Origin of the sequence: Psychrobacter sp. JCM 18903 (genome assembly GCF_000586475.1) — a bacterium.
GTDB lineage: Bacteria > Pseudomonadota > Gammaproteobacteria > Pseudomonadales > Moraxellaceae > Psychrobacter.
In genome coordinates this window covers 298820-319828 of the sequence record NZ_BAWJ01000001.1, presented here as the reverse complement: position 1 = coordinate 319828, position 21009 = coordinate 298820, and the positions used below count along the sequence as shown (strand labels likewise).

Sequence of the window (21009 nt, the reverse complement as noted above, 5' to 3'; positions counted from 1 at the left end):
CCATGATGGATGATGGCAATATAATCGTCATGTTAGAATCGAGAACTAAAACCAATAGTTAAAATAGACAATTACATCAGCCATTTACATAAAGCGTGACGCCAGCTCTTTCATGATTTCATTGGTGCCGCCGTAGATTTTTTGTACTCGTGCATCAGCATATAGGCGAGCGATTGGGTATTCCGTCATATAACCATAACCGCCAAACAGCTGGACGCATTCGTCTATCACATCACATTGCTTTTGCGTCACCCAATATTTAATCAAAGACGCCTGCGGTACGGTTAATTTGCCCTCTAACATGGCATCGACAGCGGCATCACACATCGTGCTAGCAGCGAGATAATCAGCGTAGCATTCTGCCATTTTAAAGCGCGTATTTTGAAACTTCCAAATAGGTTTACCAAAGGCTTCCCGACCTTTGACATACTCTAGGGTCAAATTAATCGCGAGCTTCATCGCACCAACGCCCGTTAAAGCAATAATTAGACGCTCACGTGGCAGCTCTTGCATCATTTGAATAAAACCCATGCCCTCTACTGTGCCAAGCAAATTCTTTTGCGGCACACGTACATTGCTGAAAAATAACTCCGAAGTATCTTGTGAGGTCAGACCAATCTTATCGAGATTACGACCACGCTCAAACCCTTCTACTTTGTCCGTTTCTACCACGATAAGCGAAACACCTTGCGCCCCTTTTTCACGATCGGTTTTGCAGGCGAGCAAAATCAGGTTGGCATGCTGACCATTGGTAATAAAGGTTTTTGAACCATTGATAATGTAATCATCGCCATCTTTTACCGCATAGGTTTTGATGTTCTGCAAGTCTGAGCCTGTACCCGGTTCGGTCATAGCAATCGCAGCCACATACTCACCCGTCGCCATCTTAGGTAGCCATTCTTTTTTCTGCGCTTCCGTACCATGACTCAAGATATAAGGCGCGACAATACCTGAATGCACCATGCCGCCGAATCCGGATTGATTAGCCTCAGCTTGCGCATAAAGAAGCGCCGCTTCATGACCAAAGTCACCGCCGCCGCCGCCATATTCTTCTGGTATCGATGCACATAAGAATCCCATCGCGCCAGCCTCTTCCCACGCAGCGCGGTCAATCATGCCGTTTTTACGCCACTGCTCGTCCTTTGGCTCCCACGATTGAAACATTTTAAGCGCGCTGTCATGCACCATCTGGTGCTCTTCGGTCATCCAGTTCGGGGTGAATTTTTCAATACTCATATTGTCTGTCCTTGACGATGGGAAGTTGATAATGGCTAGGGCGTGTCCTCAATTCAAACGAGGACACGCCCTAATATAAAATACTATTGAGTGTAAACATATTACTTATGGTAATTTTAATTACCGTTATATACAATCTTAGTATTCTTTATATTTAATATCATGCAAGACTTATACTAGGACAGTAAAAGACTATGCGCAACCTATTAACAAACAATAGTAATTTATATTACCTATTTCAACTCTAGCTTATCAAGCCGATAAATAAGACGCTGTAGCACAGTATAAAAATTCTCACCGCACAGGAATCATCAAGCATGCAATCTACGAGTCAGATATCTAGTATGAATACAGCCCGAGCTTTGGCACCCTTATCCGATATGCGCCCTGCTACTTTAGAAAAAATTGAAAAAGCCGTTCGTAAAGTATTTGCAGGTTTTGATTCTAATGAGGTAACCATGGCACAAATTGCAAAGTCTGCCAATGTCTCACTACAGACGCTGTATAAATATTTTGGCGATAAACAAACGTTGTTTTATACCATTATGGATATCGTATTGGGCAGATTGGCGGCGCGTATCATGGATCATTTGCAAGGCATTGATAGCGTGCAAGATCGGCTACGCAAGACATTATGGGTCTGTTTTGACTTTGTAGACTCACATCCCGATGCGGTGATGGTACTGTCTTCAGTGTCGGCATCGCGTATACGTAATATTGCGATTTATGAAAATAAAGAGCTGATTGGGGCATTTTTAAATGTATTAGAAGATGGTCAAAACCGCGGGGTACTAAATGACACCGTGCCCCTTTATATACTTTTTGATGTGTTTATGGGTTTTATCAGTCGTCTTGCTTGATGCATATCATTCGCCAGACCGATACACCCATTAATGCAGAGTTTGATGCGTTATTCGTGATTTTATGGCGAGCCATATCAAAGCCTGATATATAATCAGTTCGATATACAATAATTTATACAATATTATGAAATATTCATACCAGCCAATTTTCAATTTCATCATTAAAGATCACAACGAAAAAAGCCTCACTTTGCAGTGAGGCTTTACTTAATGCTTAAAAAATAATGCTTAGAAATTAACATTCCTTAGATTTTTTTAGCTTATATTCTTCTACTCTATCAACCATTTCATAATCTTGTTCACTCATCTGTTGATAACCATTGCTCACACTGCCATAGGATGAACTTTTATTATCATGCTGAGCGTGCACAGCAGCATCTTTGATCTGGCAATGTCTTCTGCAAACGGCGTATGAGGGATATCCAGCACAGCAAATAGCGTGGCTAAAAATTCTTCAGCGGTAAAATATTTATCCATATAGCTGCCATCAAGCCCAAGGTATTTATTCGATAATACGTGACGTAGGCGCTCACAAGCAGGGATAGTATGCTTGATAGGATAACCCATGGCTTTGACAATATCTTGCGAACGCAGCTCAAGTGTCGCTATCTGATTGATCGCATACTGGGCGAGAAGATGACGTGGATGGTAATGACGGGTATATTTGGATTGGTTAGCAATGTGGCTCATGATATTGAACACCTTAGACTCCTGTAACTCCGACAAAAAAGGGTGAAATACGCCCAAATAGGCAAATAAAATCAGGCACAAATGAGGATGTCGGAGTACAGCTCATGCGCTTTACCAGAATTATTTTATATCGTGCTGGAAGTTGCAAGGTCTGTACGCCGCCATTTATAACGATAATGGCTGGCAATGACAAAACTGTTAAACCCACGATAATGACTTAAAGATGATAGCATATCAGATAATAGAAAATAAATACTGATATTAATACGCTTTGGTAATCACACGATTGTTACGGCCTCTCTGTTGCCGTCAAAGTCTGAATACCTTTATATTTAAAAAGGGTAGAAAAAATCAGACGATGACTCAACAAAGCTACCTAATTATTTTTAGACATTGTCCTGCATGATATAAAGTCAGTCCCAACTCAGTAAAGCCAGATTTCATCCCGCCAAAAGAGACTTTCGCCTCTTCTAAAGTCTTAAATGATAAGGGAATACTGTCTCTATTACCTGTCATTATATAATCGGCAAAGCACTTACCCATTAGCGTACCTGTCGTAATGCCGCGACCATTATAGGCCGTTGCTGTCAGCAAGCCCTCAGCGGGCTCCATGACTCGAAAAATATGATCTTGCGTAAAGCCAAAGCTACCAGTCCACTCATACTGCCACTTAAATGCTGGCAAATCGGGATAATAGCTTTTTTGCACCGCATTGGCCCATGATTGATAAAAGGATTTTGGTTTAAGCTGTGTACCACCCACCGTTCCCAATAATAGGCGATCATCGTCATCACGGCGAAAGCTAGACAAGGCCAAGCGTGTATCCCATGCCCCTGTTTTGTATGGCAAAATCCGATCTGCCACCTCTCCGCTGAGCGGCTCAGATGCAATCTGATAATAATATACCAGATAAAATGTCTTTTTAATTTCTGTCCATTCGCCTTCGGTATAAGCGTTGGTTGCAATAATGACGCGCTCAGATTTCACGCGCGCTTTAGAAGTCCTTGCATACCAATAGCCATCCACCTTTTCTAATGCTTCTACGGCGGAATGCTCGTAGATAGTCACACCAAGACTGGTAGCGACTTTTGCAAGCCCTCTGACATAAGCCAGCGGATTGATAGTACCTGCACGATGATCGAGTAGTGCTTTATTGATACTTGTCGTCCCGCAATATTCATGGCATTTGCTGCCGGTTAATACTTCAACATTCGCACCGCGGCGGCTAAGCTGCTCGTACCTAATATCGACATCGACTTCACCTTTAGCGTTATGTGCCATGTGGATATTACCGGCTTGAGTGGCTTGGGCGTCGATATTATAACGTTTGATTAAGTCGAATACTAAGCTTGGCGCTTGTCCGAGGGCTTCAGTTAAACGCTCACCTGCCGCTTCGCCTAGCGCAATATTCAAATCATCAGGGCGCGCCCAAGTACCAGCATTGACGAGCCCTACGCTTTTACCAGAGCCACCACTGCCTATCGTATGGCTCTCAAGCAAGATAACTTTGACGCCTTTTTCTGCCAAATGAATCGCCGCCGATAACCCTGTATAACCGCCGCCTATGATACAAATAGTCGCTTCAGTATCGCTATTCATCTGGCTGTAGGTATCAATAATAGGTGCGGTCATATTCCACAAACATTGCTCTTGCAACATCTTATATTCCTTCTAAATTACACGTTGTCTACAGTGGAGAGCGCGCTTGTGTCGTTATTAATGATAGGTTCTTCACGGGGGATAAATTTGTCTAAGAATACCCATAACAAACCAAATAGCGGTGATAACCAACAGGCAAAGGCAATGGTGCATAAGTGAGTGTCGCAATACCTAATGTTGCCGCGACGAAACTACCACCCATGTTCCAAGGAATAAGGGGAGATAACAGGGTTCCGGTATCTTCAATAGAGCGTGTGAGCGTGGTACGCTTGTAGCCCATTTCTTGATATTTGTCTTTTAATAAACGACCTGGCAACACCAGTGTGGTATAGACGTCACCGATGAGCGTACCGACACCAAGAGTACTGGCATAAGTGGTCATTACTAAACCAAATCTCGATTTCACCATTTTATTAATTTTTGCCATGATGGCTTTTAGCGTACCGTAATGCTCAATTGAGCCGACGAATGCTAAAGCAAAAATGGTCAAAGTCACGACCCACGTCATCGACATAATGCCGCCTTTAGACAGCAGTTGATCCACGACAGCAAAGCCCGTTTCACTGACAAAGCCATTTTGTAAGACCGTAAAAATGTCATGCACACCCACGCCTTGCATAAAGAAGGCGACCAATCCTGCGACCACCACACCAGATAAGACTGTTGGAATAGCAGGCATTTTCATCACCGCTGCGATGACAACGACAACAGCCGGTAATAAAGTAATAATACTAAGGTTATAGTTGGCCGCTAGTGAGGTTTGAATTTCTTTAATTGAGGTTAAATCGACATTTTCCGCGCCATAGCCCATACCAATCCAAGCATAGATAATCAATGCAGTTACCATAGCAGGTACCGTGGTTGGCAACATACCGCGGATATGTTCCCAAAGGTCAACACCGGCAGCGGCTGGCGTCAAGTTAGTGGTGTCCGATAAAGGAGACATCTTGTCACCGAAAAAAGCGCCAGAAACAATAGCACCGCCCGTTAGTGACGGCGGAATACCCAATCCTAGCCCAATACCCATCATGGCAAGACCAACCGTCCCAACCGTGCCCCAAGAGGTACCGGTTGCGACAGAAATAATGGCACAGATGATACAGACAGAAACTAGGAATGATGAAGGAGAAAAAACGCTAAAACCGTAGTATAAAATCGTAGGAACGGTACCAGCGATAATCCAAGCACCAATGAGCATACCCACACCCATTAGGATAATCATCGCTGGTAGACCAATTTTAACAACCTTTAAAAAGCGTTGTTCCATGCCATCCCAGTCACGGCCACGCAGCTTCATAAACAAGCCAGTGATTAAAATACCGCAAGCTAAAGGAATATGAGGGGTAAAATCTTTGAATACAAAAAACTGCACCATTAGAATAATGGCAGTCAACACCAGAGGTGCAATATCTAATAAAAAACTAGAAGACGGACCGTAGCCCTCTTTAGCTTCGTCATAAGGTTTATCATCCATCATAAGATACCTACCTTCCTTAGTAGTGGATACTGCTGTCATAGATATAACAGTAGTGGAAACAACCAATCCATGGCTGCTGATAATGCTGAAAAAAGTGCTGAAAAGGTTACTGCGAAGGGTGTAAAAAGCCTGTTTTGAAATCATGAATGGTTATTCATCACTTCCGCAGGCTTTCATACTAAAACAATAAATACTTAATAATTGGCGACCAAAATAGCGAATAATTGGCTTGCTAAATAAGCGCTGAGCCTACTTAACAAGCATCACATCACGTCACATTTTTATTAGCCAAAGTTGATGCCTTGCGCCAGTGGCAGCTCGGTTGAGTAGTTGACCGTATTGGTCTGACGACGCATATAAGCTTTCCATGCGTCCGAACCTGATTCACGACCACCGCCGGTTTCTTTTTCGCCGCCGAATGCACCGCCAATCTCAGCGCCACTGGTGCCGATGTTGACGTTGGCGATACCGCAATCACTACCGCGGTCGCTGAGGAACGTTTCAGCTTCACGTAAGTCATTGGTAAAGATACAAGAAGACAGCCCTTGTGGGACATCGTTTTGCATCTCTAGCGCATCGTCGAACTCTTTATAAGGCATGACATATAAAATCGGCGCAAACGTCTCACTACGTGCCACGTCATTTTGCTCATCAAGCTCAACAATCGCAGGGGTCACATAATAAGCATCTGGGAATTTATCCATCAGCACCCGTTCGCCACCTGTGACTTTACCGCCAGTATTGCGGGCTTTCTCTAATGCCGCTTGCATGTTATTAAAGCTGTCTTCATCAATCAGTGGACCGACCAGATTGCCTTCAAGCGGATGACCGATGCTCACCGTCTCGTAAGCAGACTTAACGCGCGGTAAGATATCGTCTTTGACCGACTCATGAACGAACAGACGGCGTAAGGTGGTGCAGCGCTGACCTGCCGTTCCCACTGCAGAGAATAGAATGCCACGTAGCGCCAAATCCAAGTCCGCCGTTGGTGCCAAAATCATGGCGTTATTACCGCCAAGCTCAAGCAAACATTTACCAAAACGCTCAGCGACTTTGGGTCCTACTTCTCGGCCCATGCGCGTACTGCCGGTGGCACTGACTAAAGCGATGTCTTTATTTTCAACCAGCGCATTACCGATATCGGTTTTGCCCAATATGATTTGCGATAAATGTGCTGGTGCTTCACCAAATTTTGCCAAGGCTTTTTCAAATAATGCTTGGCACGCTAAGGCGACAAGCGGGGTTTTTTCTGAAGGTTTCCAGATGACAGGGTTGCCACAGACGATTGCCAATGCCGTGTTCCAAGACCAAACGGCGACAGGGAAGTTAAAGGCAGAGATGACGCCGATGACGCCAAGTGGATGCCATGTCTCACGCATATGGTGACCTGGGCGTTCTGAGGCGATGGTTAGACCATAAAGCTGGCGCGATACGCCCACAGCGAAGTCACAGATATCAATCATTTCTTGAACTTCGCCAAGGCCTTCTTCTTTGATTTTTCCGGCTTCTAGCGATACTAAGATACCTAGGTCTTCTTTGTGCTCACGCAGGACTTCACCCAACAGACGAATCAGCTCACCACGTTTAGGGGCAGGAACGACACGCCATTCTTGGAAGGCTTGTTTGGCATTTTGGATTTTAGTATCGACGTCGGCCACTGTATCTAACGTGACTTTACCGATGACTGAGCCATCAATTGGGTGGTGACTTCAAAGTCGCCATTTTGATAGTGTGCTTCTTCTACGCCCATTGCAGACATATATTGCTTAATCATAATCAATCCCTTGCATATTGGTATAATGGTTTACTACGTCCTTGACTGACTTATAAAATTACCCTGCTACCTACTAAGTTGCAAAATAATAAATTTCTTGCAGGCATTCCTTTTTGGAATGACGTGCTAATAAGTCGGCTATAAGCTGGCTATTTTTAGCATAATTTGTACTAGATACTAACACTAGACAGGCACTGCTCAAGACTTTGAGCTTGCATCGCTTCATACAATGCCATCTCATCATAAATGGCTACGCCCAAATCACGCTCAAACTCTTGTTGGCTTGAGTAACCGTCATATTGGCTTGGCTGCGCCTGTTGCAGATTCGATTGAAAGATACCGGCGGCACTGACAGGCAAAAAGTCCTCGTAAACGATGGGTTCAATGCGAAGTACCTCATCATTAATCAGAGCAGTCAGCTTAGCATTAGGCAATTTATTCAAATCATCAGTGCTTAAGGTGGTGGCCAACAATGCTTGACCATCTTCAGAATCAAGGGTGCTGTCCGTCAACTGGTAATAAAAATACGCCAGCCCCTCATCGTGTAGAGTTTGATAATCATCAGGGAAAGCGGTAAATACTTCGGCTAAAATTTGATTGTATTGAGCCGCATTGTCCTCATTTGGGGTAGCACCAAGCTGGCGGCGAGCTTCGGCCAGTAATTCATCATAAAGCGCGCGGCCCTTTTGCGTTAACGCCACACCGCGTTGCTCAATCTCTCCAAAGCGCGCGGTATGGTGCCCTTGCTCGTACTCTTCATGGCTAGCGTCTGAATTATTAGCAACTTTAAAGCCAACCGCTTCTTGTAGCGCCTTAAAACTGGTTTGCCTTAATAAGATAGGACAAGCTCTACGCGGTGGCCCTTCGATGATGGCTTTTGAGGGTATGCCTCTTGCTTGCATGCCTTGTTGTACGGCATCAATATCCAAGGTTCTAGGCGTTAAATGATTGATATGTGGACCCTTAAAGCCAACCACATCAGCGACTAACGGATGCTGATTTAATAGACGCTGATAGAGTGCTTTTGCCACCGGCGTTTTATCATGCCAGCGAAATGTCTCTAGCGCTTCTTGGACAAATTGCTCTGCTTGCGCAGCAGTTAAACCACCTTGCGCCTCAAAAACCTCAATGAGGTCAATGACCCCAGCAGTAAATATCTGACGCTGCGCCAGTGTGGCCGTGGCTTCTTGTTGTAAATTTTCATCGGCAATCAAATCTAAACGCAATAACGAGGTAAAAACGCGAAAGGGGCTTTTATGCAATGAATGCGAGTCAAGTGCGCGAAAAGCTGTTGAATGCACGGGCACGCCAGCAGGCGCTAAATCGTAGTAGCCGACAGGGTGCATACCCATCACGGCAAAGAGACGGCGCATCATGCTCAGCTCTGCTGCGGTACCCAGTCGAATCGCCCCGTGACGCTCCATGCTTAGACGCTCAATCTCGCCCGTATGCAGCAGCTGTGATTTAATATCGGGATGTGAGGCTAATACTTCGACATTGACATCACTGACCAAATCAACCAAGTCGCCGTATAGCGGCACCTCATCTTGGTACATCGCTGACATGGCCATAGAGAAATCATGGCGGATATCATCGCTGCAGATAAAATCCTTATCTGGACTGACGCTACTATTTTTCACAAATAAACATCCTTGTAATAGAGTTAATAAATTTTTAGCTTAATAATAAGTATTTGATTTCGAGCATTTGGTTATGACGATGCGCTATCAATCCTAAGCACTCCTAAGCACTCCTAAGCACCCCTAAGCACCCCTAAGCACTCCTAAACATTAAGCGGCAGGCAATCCATCAGGAAGCGCCATGAGTACCTCTTTTAGAATATCCAACCCTTCTTTTAGGGTGTAAGGCTCTATGGTGAGTGGCGGTAATAAGCGAATGATATGGCGATGTTGCCCACTTGGCATCAGCAATAGACCACGCTCGCGGGCTTTGGTTAATACTTGCGCCATCACACTTGGATGCACATCATGCTCAGGATGGCGCAGCTCGATACCGCGCATCGCGCCGATACCGGTAAGACCAAATAACCAAGGCGAGATACCTTCTTGCTGCCATTGGCTGATGGTCGTCTGAATTGTTTCTGAATAATGCTTGGCTGACTGCCAAACGTCATTGGCTTGCATGATATCAAGCGTGGCATTGGCAGCGGCGCAAGCAACTGGATTGCCCGAATAAGTGCCGCCCAAACTGCCTTTAGTTAGACCATTGACACACTAGCCTTGCCTATAACTGCGCCTAAGGGCAAGCCGCCCGCAATACTCTTGCCAAGTAAAATAAGGTCAGGCTCAATCCTAAATGGGTAAAAGCAAACGGCGTACCCGTACGACCATAACCGGATTGGATTTCGTCCATGATAAGTAACATGCCATGCTCATCACAAAACTTACGTAGATACTGCGCAAAGGTGGGCGACAACAATTGAAAACCGCCTTCCCCTTGTACAGGTTCGACGATGATGGCACCGATATTGTCGATATCAGTTTCTACCATAAATAAACGCTGGAGCGCGTCAATCGCTTGCTCGTCGCTGATATTGTTATCGGGGCTGGGGAAAGGAATATGATAAACGCCGCTGGCCAACGCACCGAGCCCGCGCTTATACGGCGCGACCTTACCATTGAGATTGACGGCAGCCAGCGTACGCCCATGAAAACCGCCATCAAAAGCAATAACGCCTGTGCGACCCGTTTTCATGCGTGCTATCTTGATGGCGTTTTCAGTTGCTTCTGCACCGCAGTTGGTGAGCATCCCTGCCAGCTCACCGCTAATAGGCACAAGCTCACACAATCGCGGCATAAAGGTTTGGTACGGCTGATGTGCTGCCGCATTGTAGGCATAGTGAATCAGCGACTGGGCTTGCTGGATGATGGCTTTCACGATGTGGGGGTGGCAATGACCAAAGTTTAAAACACCAATTCCGCCAACAAAATCGATATAGCTGCGGTCATTGTCGTCCCAAACTCTGGCGTTTTTGCCTTTGACGAGCGTGAGCGGATGCACCATCGTAAAGGCATCGGTCACGTTATAAAACTTGTCCATGATGAATCTCTATCTCTTCCTTGAGTTAGACTCATTTCAACAAAACATCATTCCGGCAGCAAACGAATAATAGTTGTGGTGGCATTCCTTTTTGTCATTACCAGTGAATTAACTTCCTAAACGAATCCTTTAAAACCTAAAAAATTGCGTATTAGGCAGTTTTTTAGGTTTAGCTTGTTAAATTCTTACAGCAGATAACTTTGTAGAATAAAATAATAAGATATAAATTATAAAGCAAGCCCTAACGCCTTTTCACGCTGATCTGAGATTGTTAAATAAGCTGTAATCCATTCTAAAACTGCTTTGACCTTATGCGATTGTCCCGAAGAAACAGGATAAGTCACATAATAGCTGCCGCGACCCTTTGCCGCATAATCCCACGCCATGACTAAAGCGCCTGATTGTAGCTCAGGCTCAACCAAACGCAACGGCACCAAGCTATACCATAGCCCAGTAAGGCGGCAGAGATGCAAGCATGAAAAGTCTCAAAACGTGGCCCTACAAAGGTGCCGTCGACGCTGATATCTTGTTGCTTAAAGTACTCATACCACGCACTTAAGCGCGAACTTATTTGCAATAATACATAGTCATTCAAACAATCAGTACTCAGTGTTTTATCTCGCAAATACTGTGGCTGACAGACCGCAACGCAGTATTCATCGAACAATTTTATGGCCTCCATATTGCCCCAAATGCCATCACCGTATAAAAAAGCAATATCGGCATTTTGGTCTTCAGAAAAAAACGGCCCTGCCAGCTCTTTGATATCTAAATTAATGAGCGGATATTCTTGACTAAAGCCACTGAGCGCTGGAAGCAACCAACGGGCACAAAATGTCGGATGCGAGACTATTTTCAGCAGTTCAGTATTACTGCTATGCGACATCAAATTGGTGGTCGCCACCTCGATATGTTTTAAAATCTCTAACACTTCAAGATAATATGACTTGCCAGCAGGGGTCAATGAAATCCGGTGCGGCGTCCGATAAAACAAAGACAGGTTTAGCATCTCCTCTAGCTGCGCCACTTGCTTACTGATGGCGCTTTGGGTCATGTGCATCTCTTGCGCGGCATTGGTAAAACTCAAATGACGGGCAGCGGTCTCAAAACATTGCAGCGCCGTCGTCGATGGATATCGTCTAAAGGCTAATGGTTTATTGGTGTCGGTTTTCATAGATTGTTTTTCTTTTATCCCATCTTATTAAAATATCAATAACTCTTTAAAATCACGTTATCAGGCATTCCTAGCCTATGGCGTCATCATACCTATATTCAAGCTTAAATAGCGATACCTCACTATAAGCACTATGTAACTGACACTGATGTCATTATCGGATTTACTTAAGCATTCAACCAATTATTCAGTCGCTAATTTTAAAGACTCTCCTACAAAAAACACCGTCGATTCCTGATAAAATAGTAGGGTCTGATGATAGGCTCTGACATACCGCAACTGATTTGCTATCTTGCCCTCCTCTTTTTCATCATTACGACCTATGCCGCCGTTATTCTTAAACTCATGAATTATTTTTCAGCTAATTTTCACTATTAGCGCCTTCTTTATTTGTATTGGATCATATGAAACATAACCTTGAGGTGAGCGCAAATGCTCGCCGAACTCAGTATTTTCAAGTATTTTTAATGGGCGTCAGCGCCTTTATTATGAATACCACCGAATTTGTCCCCGTTGCCCTATTAAGCGACATCGCCCAAGATTTTTCCATCACCACGGCAGAAACTGGCTGGATGTTGACGCTGTATGCTTGGATTGTCGCGGCGATGTCATTGCCATTGATGCTACTTACCAGCCGTTTTGAGCGTAAAAGCTTACTTTTGGGCTTGTTTGTGGTATTTATTGCCAGTCATGTATTGTCCGTATTTGCTTGGAGCTTTGATGTATTGCTGATTAGCCGCGTGGGCATTGCACTTTCGCACGCGATATTTTGGTCCATCACCGCCGCGATTGCGATACGCGTGGCACCTGAAGGTAAAAAAGCACTGGCGCTTAGTGTACTTGCGACCGGTACTTCATTGGCAATGGTGCTCGGCGTGCCATTAGGCGCTTAGTCGGTCAATGGTTTGGCTGGCGGGCAACCTTTGGCGGTATTGGGGTGATTGCTTTTATCGTGTTTATTTTGCAAGCAAGGCTATTGCCAACGCTGCCAAGTATGTTTGAAGGCTCGTTTAGAAAAATTCCAGAATTGCTTAAAAACCCCTTATTGGTCTGTTTGTATCTACTGATTTTACTGGTCTTTACCGCGCACTATACGGCTTATTCTTATATCGAACCTTTTATGCGACAGGTCGGTGCCATCAGTGAAAACGCCGCGACGGTTGTCTTGCTATTATTTGGGGTGGCAGGGATTGCCGGCAGTGTGATTTTTAGTCGCTGGGGTGATCGTTTTAATACCAGATTGATGCTGATATCGATCATATTAATGCTGATATCTATGCTGGTGCTATTGTTTGCCGTGACCTCTATCTGGGCGCTGGGTTTCATTGCATTACTGTGGGGCGCCGCGCTGATGCTGCTGATTATCTCTATGCAAGCCAAAGTCATCATGGTTGATGTCACAGCCCAAGACATGCTGATGTCAATGTTCTCAGGGATTATTAACTTAGGCATTGGCGCAGGTGCGCTGTTTGGTGGTTATGCAGTAACGCATATTTCCATATCGAGTGTGGGCTATGTTGGCGCGGCTATCGCTAGTATGGCACTGCTATTGATGCTGTTTATGATAAAGCGCTTTCCCGAGTTAAGTAGAAGACTTGGTTAGCTAAAAATCTGATAGTAAATAAGCATAAAAAATGCCAGCCACTTAAAGGGGCTGGCATTTTGCTTTCTCGTTCATTTAAAAATAGGAAATAAGCCACCCATTAGAAATCCACCTTACCGCGCAAGGCTTTTGTTTTACCGCGCTGGGTCTTTTGATCCACCCGTTTGCGCTTAGCATTTCTGCTAGGTTTAGTTGGCTTTCTGGTTTGATTGACATGAGTGGCTTCTATAATAAAGCTTTGCAGCCGCTCAAAGGCATCTATCTTATTGCGCTCTTGCGTACGAAACTGTTGCGCTTTAAGCACAAACACGCCTTCTTTGGTAATTCGGCTGTCTTTACTGTCCAATAAACGCTGTTTGTGCTCATCACTTAAGCTTGAGGTATGGATATCAAAACGCAAGTGAATGGCAGAAGACACTTTATTGACATTCTGTCCACCAGCACCTTGTGCGCGTATGGCACTGATCTCTACCTCATTATCATTGAGGCTAATAGTGTTATTGATAAAAATCATAAGCTGCTTTTATAGAGTATGAGTCAGTATGATAAAGCATTATGGATTTGTCTGCTACTTTGCCAGCAGCTGACGGCTGCGCTCAATCACTGGCGCATCAACCATTTGACCATCTATCTCAAACACTGCCTGTCCACTGCGCTCATACTCCTCGACCACACGCTGAGCAAATGATAGCGCTTTGTCAGTCGGTTTTAATGCCTGCTGGACGACAGCCACTTGCTTAGGATGAATACACAGCATTCCTGACATACCCATCTGTGACCATAATTGCACTCGGGCGCTTAATCCTATCTCATCGTTAAAATCAGGATAGACCGTATCAATTGGCGCTGCTAACTCATATACTTTAGATATCAAAACCAACTGATAACGAATCTGGTTAGCAGTGATATCTGCGGCAGGCGTACCTACTTGTACTCGTAAATCATTGCACAAATCTAAAAAACCATAACTGAATCCGACCAAGCCTGATACTTTAGCCATCGCATCAATATGGTACAACCCAATCGCACTTTCTATGAGTGCAATAATAGGCAGCCCACTACCTTGATAGGCTTGCTCGATATCTGATGGTGTCTCGCATTTTGCTAGAATAACTCCTACAAGATTGGGCATCTGCTGGCAAAGCGCGATATCTTTTATAAATGACTCACTGCCTGCTTTATTGATACGCACCCAAATAGCTTGATAGTCTGCGCTGTCATGATATTGTTGTAATGCTTTACGGGCGTCTGCTTTATCTTTTAGTGCAACAGCATCTTCTAAATCGACAATAACCGCATCTGCGCCACTAGCAAAGGCTTTCGCTACTCTGTCGATGCGAGTCGCTGGCACGAATAGCCATGTTTTATTTTGAGAAGTTATATTTATTGTATGATTGGTCACTGAATCCATGCTTGATTCCCATATTGTTCAAGTAGCTGTTAATACCTTCATTATGCCACTATATCGCTGATCCCCATTCAAAATTAGCGATTCATTCTATAGCACAAAACTAAGGCTACTTAGCTATTCAATCAAAAATAAAATAAAAAAAACTGCATGAAAATAAATCTCATGCAGTTCTTAATAGTCATGCTTTCTTTAACTGGTATTCTAAGTCTTCTGACTGGCCAACTAAGCCAACATACCACCATCGACAACGATAGTCGCGCCTGTGGTATAGCTTGATGCATCCGACACTAGATACAATACCGTGCCAGCCATCTCGTCAGGCTCAGCCACACGCCCTAGCGGAATTGAGTGTAATGCCATCTTCAAAACTTTATCATTGGTCGTCAAGGCAGAAGCAAATTTAGTATCGGTTAGACCCGGCAATAACGCATTTACACGGATATTTAATGGGCCACATTCTTTAGCAAAGGCTTTGGTCATGCTAATGACCGCCGCTTTAGTGATTGAGTAGATACCTTGCTTGTCGCCCGCTACTAAGCCATTGACCGATGCAGTATTTAAGATGACGCCGCCACCTTGCTCTTTCATCATTTTGCCAGCGGCTGTCGACATAAAGAAATAGCCGCGAATGTTTACTTCAACCGTTTTGTCAAAAGCGGCTAAGTCCGTATCCAAGATATGGCCATAGTAAGGGTTGGCTGCGGCGTTATTGACTAAGATATCAATTTGACCAAACTCGCTTTTGATATGCTCAAAAATCGCTGAAATCTGCTCCATATCTCCCACATGACAGGCAAAAGCACTGGCTTTATGACCGTCAGCTTTGATGCTATCAGCCACTGCTTGGCAAGCATCGATTTTGCGGCTAGAGGCAATCACATGTGCGCCTCTTGATGCCAATAAACGAGCAATAGATTCACCAATACCGCGGCTGGCACCCGTTACTAGGGCAATCTTACCGGTTAAATCAAATAAATCTTTCATCATTATTCCTTATATTTTTATAAACTCTATATTCTTAAATAGTTATTTTTGAGTACTGTTATTAGATCACTGAGTGCATATATTTAAACGCAGATAATCTCTGTCATATCTAACAGCGATTATCGAGCACTAGCAAATGAATAACGAGCGCTCAACGATCACGTTTACGCTAGCATACCACCATCTAGGGTAAAGGCATGACCGTTCATAAAACTGCTTTCATCACTTGCAAGCCATGCGATCGCGGCAGACACTTCGTTAACATCTCCCAAACGGCGCATTGGACTGGCCTTAACCGTTGCTTGCTGCGTACGCTCATCCATCGTTGCCATGGTATTGCGTACCATTGGCGTATCGATGAAGCTTGGGCATACCGCGTTAAAACGAATATTGGCGCGCGCGTACTCATGGGCAGCAGACTTGGTTAGACCCATAACACCATGTTTAGCCGCGCTATAGGCTGAGATCATCGGCGCTGAACGCAGACCTGCGATAGATGCCACGTTAATCACATGACCACCACCATTAGGCAGCATACATTTGACGGCGGCGCGCATACAGTGCCAAACACCTTTTAAATTCACAGCGATATTGCGATCAAAGTCATCATCGCTTAGCTCATGCATTGGCGAAGGCTTATGGTCGATACCAGCATTGTTTACCACCACATCTAGACCGCCAAGCGTTTCCACTGCAAAGTCGAACAACGCACGTACTTCATCACCGCTGGTCACGTCTACTTTTTTAAATACAACACTGTTGCCAGCGTCTTGAGCTTGCTGGGCAACCGCAGCCCCCATCTCTTCTGCCATATCCCCAATCACGACTTTTGCGCCGCGACTGGCTAGCAATAACGCGCTTGCTGCGCCGATACCCGAGGCACCGCCCGTGATTAAAATTCGTTTACCCGTTACATCTGATGCAATTCCGTTTGTATTCAGTGTCATGATCTATCCCTCTACCTTAAGTACCAGTTTGCCCAAGTTTTCACCTTTGAAGAGCATCATCAAAGTATCAGGGAACGTCTCGATTCCCTCAACAATATGATCTTTCACTTTCATCTCACCTGACTGAATCCAGCCAGTAATGTCTTTCATCGCCGTCGGATATTCTTTGAGATTATCGAATACCACGATGCCTTCCATGCGGGCACGATTGACCAATAATGATAGATAGTTCGATGGACCTTTGACTTCTGTGGTGTTGTTATACTGACTAATCGCACCGCAAATAACGATACGCGCGTGCAGATTTATTTGTGTGAGCACATCATTTAAGATATCACCGCCTACGTTGTCAAAGTACACATCGATGCCATCTGGGCAGGTTTTCTTCAGTGCTTTTTTCACATCTTCGTTTTTGTAATCAATCGTCGCATCAAACCCAAGCTCATCGACTAAGAATTTACATTTTTCAGCACCGCCTGCGATACCAACGACGCGGCAGCCTTTAATTTTGGCAATCTGACCAACCAAGCTACCAACGGCACCAGCAGCGCCAGAGACGACTACAGTCTCGCCTGCTTTTGGTTGACCTGTTTTTAGCAGACCAAAATACCCTGTCATACCGGGCATACCGAGCACGCCCAAGTAATAAGACAACGGTGCTAGATTTGGATCAACTTTATACAGATTAGCACCATCACTGACGGCATAAGACTGCACGCCATCGTGACCTGCGACATAGTCACCAACGGCAAACTTCTCATGCTTGCTTTCAATCACTTCGCCTACAGTGCCAGCGCGCATGACGTCACCAATCTGAACCGGCGCGATATAAGACTTGGCATCGTTTAGCCAACCACGCATTGCAGGATCCATCGAGATATACTCAATTTTTATCAGCAGCTCACCGTCTGTAATAGTCGGCAGTTCCGTCTCGGTATACTCCCACGTCTCAGCGTTTGGTACGCCCACAGGTCTTGCTTTTAAGCGCCACTGCTTATTCATCTGCTTGTTATCAGCTATCATTATTTATTCCTTTAGAGTTGTATTTTTTGTTAATACCAAAATTGTTAATATCAAACATGATTCAAAATCTATTAAAACCACTCAGCTTGCATATTGGTACAGACCGCATTGTCATTATTCAACAATTCGATATCACGATTGATTAGTGGTAATTCCCAATCGATAAAGTATTTTGCTGCTTGGATTTTGCCATGATAGAAGTTTTGTTTCTCAACGTCGGTTGTATCACTTAATAACTGTTCCGCTTTGCTGGCTTGGCGAATCCAAATCCAGCTGACCACGATGGAGGCAAAAATATTCATCAATGCTTGTGCATTACCGGTCAGCGTTAGGGCTTTTTCCGTCTGCAAAACCTTACTCAAATGAACTAGCACTTCATGCAGATGACCCATATAAGGCATTAATTTACCAGCAAGCTTTGCGGTCTCTGGGGTGGTAATAGACTCTAAATCACGAGTAATTTCGCGTTTGAGAATTTGAATCCCAAGCCCTTTGTTTTGCCATAACTTACGAAATGACAAATCTAAAGCTTGCACACCATTTGTGCCTTCGTGAATGGGATTGAGACGATTGTCACGCCAAAACTGCTCGGCTTGATATTCACGCGTATAGCCTGCACCGCCTAATACTTGAATGCCTAAATCATTTGCTTTTGGACCATATTCAGAGGGCCATGCTTTGAGTACTGGCGTTAGTAAATCTAGCAGTTCTGATAGCTCAGCCTTTAGTGTGGCATCTTCGCAAGTATTGATACGGTCGATTAGGTTTGAGCCATATAAGCAAAGTGAAATACCGCCCTCGCTGTAAGCTTTTTGCGCCAAAAGCATACGCTTCACATCACCATGCTGAATGATGGCGGTTGCTGCATCTTCAGGTTTATTATTCGGTGCGATTCTACCTTGCGTTCTGTCTTTGGCATAATCGAGCGAATACTGATAACCGCGATAGCCAATCATCGCTGCGCCAAAGCCAACAGCGATACGCGCCTCGTTCATCATTTTAAACATATAGCGCAAGCCGAAATGCTCTTCACCGATGAGATAACCATGACATTCGCCTTTGTCACCAAAGCTTAAAGCCGTAGAAGTTGCTCCTCGGTAACCGAGCTTATGAATCAGTCCAGTTAAATGCACATCATTGCGTTCGCCGACCGATGCATCTTCGTTTAAGCGATACTTGGGTACCGCAAATAAAGAAATGCCTTTGACGCCACCCGGACCACCTGGCACTTTGGCCAACACTAAATGGACGATATTGTCAGACAGTTCGTGATCGCCGCCTGAGATATAAATCTTGCTGCCTTTGACGCGGTAAGAGCCATCATCTTGTTTTACTGCAGTGGTTTTGATGTCAGCAAGTGATGAACCTGCATGTGGCTCTGTCAATGCCATCGTTCCAGTGAATTCACCTGTCAGCATGCGCGGCATAAAGGCAGCTTTAATCTCGTCACTAGCAAAGTGTGAAATCACATTAATTGCAGCAGTGGTCAAAAATGGATAAGCAGTCGTTGATGGATTGGCAGCCATAAAATAACCAGCCACGGCCGTCATCACTGTTTCAGGCAGCTGCATGCCGCCGTCTTCAAAACTATAACGACCTGCGATAAAACCCGACTCACGGAAAGCATCGAACGCGACTTTTACATCACTTATCATGCTGACTTTTTTGCCATCAAACTGTGGCTCATTTTTATCCGCTACGTGGTTATGTGGCAAAAATAACTGGGTCGCAATTTTATTGGCCGTATCCAATACGGCATCAAATGTTTCGCGGCTATGCTCTGCAAACTTAGCGTGCTCGGTTAAATTTTCAGTACCCAATACATCATATAATTGGAACGGTAACTCAAAGTCATTGATAAGCGTATCTGCTGCCATAGTATTCTCGTTAGCTGATTAAATTTGGTTATCAATCGATATTAAGCTAATTTAACGCCTTACCGTATTGTCATTTATGACATAATTATGGTCAAATACGACATAAATAACACTTATATTTAGAAAATTCAGATAAAAAACTGATATTTTCAGTCTTAGAATTAAAAGAAGGATAGACACCTATGCCCTATTTCAAACCGTTTAAAGTCATTATTATTGGATTCGATGGTGTGCTCGGCAGCGCATTGACAGGTGCGTTAGATTTATTCTCATTTACGGGTGTCAGTTGGCAGCGATTTTTAGATGAGCCCGTAGAACCACGATTTAATGTGCAGATAGCAAGCGTTGGTGGCGTGGATATCAGATGTAGCAATCGATTAATCATGCAAGCGCATTGCGATATTCAGGACGTGGCGGAATGCGATTTGCTATTGATTCCGACTATTGGTGATTCAATCGATAAAGTACTGAGCCGAAATGCAGAATTAATACCACATTTAAAGCGGTTGGCAGACACCAAGTCAGATATAGCCAGCAACTGTAGCGGCGCTTTCTTTTTGGCAAAAGCAGGACTGCTAGATAATAAAATCGCCACTACGCACTGGGGTTACGCCAGTAAGTTTAAGGCAGACTTTCCACTGGTGGACTTACAAGAAAACCAGTTTGTTACTCATTCAAAAAGCAACTCAACAAACCAATTGGGCAATATATTTTGTGCGGCGGGCGGTAGTGCATTTTATGACTTAGGATTGTTATTAATAGAGCGCTATTGCGGACGTGAGATTTCTACTCAAGTAGCCAAAACCCAAATCATCGATAGTAAACGAGGCAATCAAAACAGCTATACCAATGTGACGTTGCACAAACCGCATTCAGACCAACTGGTAAAGCAAGTACAAGAGTTCATTGAGGAAAACTTCTACCAGACTATTCAAGTGAGCGGATTGGCTGCCATGGTTAATATCACCCCAAGGACGTTAAACAGGCGCTTTCAGTCCTCTGTAGCCATGCGCCCGATTGAGTATATTCAAGCCGTCAGAATTGAGCAGGCAAAGCGCCTGCTAGAATTGGGAGATGTAACGATAAAATCACTGGCCGAACAAGTTGGCTATGATGATATATCTTCGTTCACGCGTTTGTTCAAACGTGCGACTGAACTGACACCAAAAGAGTATCAAGATAAGTTTTCGCGCTTAGCGATTTAACACGGTTCTTTAATGGCTAATTTTAT

18 protein-coding genes and 1 pseudogene are annotated in these 21009 nt (G+C 44.4%); 3 read left to right on the top strand and 16 right to left on the bottom strand.

The window, feature by feature from the left end:
* Positions 1-84: 84 nt before the first annotated feature.
* Positions 85-1236: an acyl-CoA dehydrogenase family protein gene (locus TT12_RS01395; RefSeq protein ID WP_045445571.1), complete on the bottom strand. Its 1152-nt coding sequence runs from the start codon at positions 1234-1236 to the stop codon at positions 85-87.
* Positions 1237-1553: 317 nt separating this feature from the next.
* On the opposite strand from TT12_RS01395, the gene TT12_RS01390 reads away from it, so the two are divergent.
* Positions 1554-2096, top strand: a complete 543-nt coding sequence (locus tag TT12_RS01390) for a TetR/AcrR family transcriptional regulator (protein ID WP_243443212.1) — start codon at positions 1554-1556, stop codon at positions 2094-2096.
* A gap of 327 nt (positions 2097-2423) precedes the next feature.
* On the opposite strand, the gene TT12_RS01385 is transcribed toward TT12_RS01390, so the two are convergent.
* The 9 genes from TT12_RS01385 to TT12_RS01355 all read right to left on the bottom strand — a co-directional run bounded on the left by TT12_RS01385 (position 2424) and on the right by TT12_RS01355 (position 11933).
* Positions 2424-2789, bottom strand: coding sequence for a hypothetical protein (locus TT12_RS01385; RefSeq protein WP_207803948.1), 366 nt, complete (start codon positions 2787-2789; stop codon positions 2424-2426).
* Positions 2790-3161: 372 nt separating this feature from the next.
* Entirely contained in the window at positions 3162-4448 is a 1287-nt protein-coding gene (amaA, locus tag TT12_RS01380) for an L-pipecolate oxidase (protein ID WP_045451475.1), read from the bottom strand.
* Between the two features lie 91 nt (positions 4449-4539).
* The gene (gene nhaC / locus TT12_RS01375) at positions 4540-5925 is read right to left on the bottom strand and encodes a Na+/H+ antiporter NhaC (protein ID WP_243443211.1); all 1386 of its coding nucleotides are present in this window, start codon (positions 5923-5925) and stop codon (positions 4540-4542) included.
* Positions 5926-6209: 284 nt separating this feature from the next.
* Positions 6210-7583 carry an L-piperidine-6-carboxylate dehydrogenase gene (gene amaB, locus TT12_RS01370; RefSeq protein WP_243443210.1) on the bottom strand — a complete coding sequence of 458 codons (1374 nt, stop codon included), beginning with the start codon at positions 7581-7583 and terminating at the stop codon, positions 6210-6212.
* A 286-nt stretch (positions 7584-7869) separates the two neighbouring features.
* Positions 7870-9270 (bottom strand): 2-oxoadipate dioxygenase/decarboxylase HglS, encoded by a 1401-nt coding sequence (gene hglS / locus TT12_RS01365; protein ID WP_045451589.1) that lies wholly within the window; start codon positions 9268-9270, stop codon positions 7870-7872.
* Positions 9271-9489: 219 nt separating this feature from the next.
* The gene (locus TT12_RS18100) at positions 9490-9906 is read right to left on the bottom strand and encodes an aminotransferase class III-fold pyridoxal phosphate-dependent enzyme (protein ID WP_279378765.1); all 417 of its coding nucleotides are present in this window, start codon (positions 9904-9906) and stop codon (positions 9490-9492) included.
* A 49-nt stretch (positions 9907-9955) separates the two neighbouring features.
* On the bottom strand, positions 9956-10759 hold the full coding sequence (locus TT12_RS18095) for an aspartate aminotransferase family protein (protein WP_279378764.1): 804 nt from the start codon (positions 10757-10759) through the stop codon (positions 9956-9958).
* A gap of 227 nt (positions 10760-10986) precedes the next feature.
* Positions 10987-11145: a hypothetical protein gene (locus tag TT12_RS16025; RefSeq protein ID WP_243443209.1), complete on the bottom strand. Its 159-nt coding sequence runs from the start codon at positions 11143-11145 to the stop codon at positions 10987-10989.
* 2 nt (positions 11146-11147) lie between these two features.
* Entirely contained in the window at positions 11148-11933 is a 786-nt protein-coding gene (locus TT12_RS01355) for a LysR family transcriptional regulator (protein ID WP_243443208.1), read from the bottom strand.
* A 404-nt stretch (positions 11934-12337) separates the two neighbouring features.
* Between TT12_RS01355 and TT12_RS18790 the strand changes: the two are divergent.
* Positions 12338-13536, top strand: a pseudogene (locus TT12_RS18790) (sugar transporter).
* A 100-nt stretch (positions 13537-13636) separates the two neighbouring features.
* Here TT12_RS18790 and arfB read toward each other — a convergent pair.
* The 6 genes from arfB to TT12_RS01320 all read right to left on the bottom strand — a co-directional run bounded on the left by arfB (position 13637) and on the right by TT12_RS01320 (position 19778).
* Positions 13637-14050, bottom strand: a complete 414-nt coding sequence (arfB, locus tag TT12_RS01345) for an alternative ribosome rescue aminoacyl-tRNA hydrolase ArfB (RefSeq protein ID WP_045451472.1) — start codon at positions 14048-14050, stop codon at positions 13637-13639.
* A gap of 54 nt (positions 14051-14104) precedes the next feature.
* On the bottom strand, positions 14105-14947 hold the full coding sequence (locus tag TT12_RS01340; protein ID WP_045451469.1) for an HpcH/HpaI aldolase/citrate lyase family protein: 843 nt from the start codon (positions 14945-14947) through the stop codon (positions 14105-14107).
* A gap of 222 nt (positions 14948-15169) precedes the next feature.
* A complete protein-coding gene (locus TT12_RS01335) occupies positions 15170-15934 on the bottom strand; it encodes an SDR family oxidoreductase (protein WP_201604949.1) in 765 nt (254 codons plus the stop codon).
* Between the two features lie 161 nt (positions 15935-16095).
* Positions 16096-16878 carry an SDR family NAD(P)-dependent oxidoreductase gene (locus tag TT12_RS01330; RefSeq protein ID WP_045451463.1) on the bottom strand — a complete coding sequence of 261 codons (783 nt, stop codon included), beginning with the start codon at positions 16876-16878 and terminating at the stop codon, positions 16096-16098.
* A gap of 3 nt (positions 16879-16881) precedes the next feature.
* On the bottom strand, positions 16882-17901 hold the full coding sequence (locus TT12_RS01325; RefSeq protein ID WP_201604950.1) for an NADP-dependent oxidoreductase: 1020 nt from the start codon (positions 17899-17901) through the stop codon (positions 16882-16884).
* Positions 17902-17972: 71 nt separating this feature from the next.
* The gene (locus tag TT12_RS01320) at positions 17973-19778 is read right to left on the bottom strand and encodes an acyl-CoA dehydrogenase family protein (RefSeq protein ID WP_045451460.1); all 1806 of its coding nucleotides are present in this window, start codon (positions 19776-19778) and stop codon (positions 17973-17975) included.
* Positions 19779-19960: 182 nt separating this feature from the next.
* Between TT12_RS01320 and TT12_RS01315 the strand changes: the two genes are divergently transcribed.
* The gene (locus TT12_RS01315) at positions 19961-20983 is read left to right on the top strand and encodes a GlxA family transcriptional regulator (RefSeq protein WP_045451459.1); all 1023 of its coding nucleotides are present in this window, start codon (positions 19961-19963) and stop codon (positions 20981-20983) included.
* Positions 20984-21009: the final 26 nt, after the last annotated feature.

Bases quoted from the DNA above. Each gene is read 5' to 3' on its own strand.
- TT12_RS01335 (WP_201604949.1), bottom strand. From the start codon at position 15,934: ATGATGAAAGATTTATTTGATTTAACCGGTAAGATTGCCCTAGTAACG.
- TT12_RS01315 (WP_045451459.1), top strand. From the start codon at position 19,961: ATGCCCTATTTCAAACCGTTTAAAGTCATTATTATTGGATTCGATGGT.
- TT12_RS01320 (WP_045451460.1), bottom strand. From the start codon at position 19,778: ATGGCAGCAGATACGCTTATCAATGACTTTGAGTTACCGTTCCAATTA.
- TT12_RS01355 (WP_243443208.1), bottom strand. From the start codon at position 11,933: ATGAAAACCGACACCAATAAACCATTAGCCTTTAGACGATATCCATCG.
- amaA (WP_045451475.1), bottom strand. From the start codon at position 4,448: ATGTTGCAAGAGCAATGTTTGTGGAATATGACCGCACCTATTATTGAT.
- TT12_RS01330 (WP_045451463.1), bottom strand. From the start codon at position 16,878: ATGACACTGAATACAAACGGAATTGCATCAGATGTAACGGGTAAACGA.
- hglS (WP_045451589.1), bottom strand. From the start codon at position 9,270: ATGGCCATGTCAGCGATGTACCAAGATGAGGTGCCGCTATACGGCGAC.
- arfB (WP_045451472.1), bottom strand. From the start codon at position 14,050: ATGATTTTTATCAATAACACTATTAGCCTCAATGATAATGAGGTAGAG.
- TT12_RS01340 (WP_045451469.1), bottom strand. From the start codon at position 14,947: ATGGATTCAGTGACCAATCATACAATAAATATAACTTCTCAAAATAAA.
- TT12_RS01385 (WP_207803948.1), bottom strand. From the start codon at position 2,789: ATGAGCCACATTGCTAACCAATCCAAATATACCCGTCATTACCATCCA.
- TT12_RS01395 (WP_045445571.1), bottom strand. From the start codon at position 1,236: ATGAGTATTGAAAAATTCACCCCGAACTGGATGACCGAAGAGCACCAG.
- TT12_RS16025 (WP_243443209.1), bottom strand. From the start codon at position 11,145: ATGGCGTGGGATTATGCGGCAAAGGGTCGCGGCAGCTATTATGTGACT.
- TT12_RS18095 (WP_279378764.1), bottom strand. From the start codon at position 10,759: ATGGACAAGTTTTATAACGTGACCGATGCCTTTACGATGGTGCATCCG.
- nhaC (WP_243443211.1), bottom strand. From the start codon at position 5,925: ATGATGGATGATAAACCTTATGACGAAGCTAAAGAGGGCTACGGTCCG.
- TT12_RS01390 (WP_243443212.1), top strand. From the start codon at position 1,554: ATGCAATCTACGAGTCAGATATCTAGTATGAATACAGCCCGAGCTTTG.
- TT12_RS01325 (WP_201604950.1), bottom strand. From the start codon at position 17,901: ATGATAGCTGATAACAAGCAGATGAATAAGCAGTGGCGCTTAAAAGCA.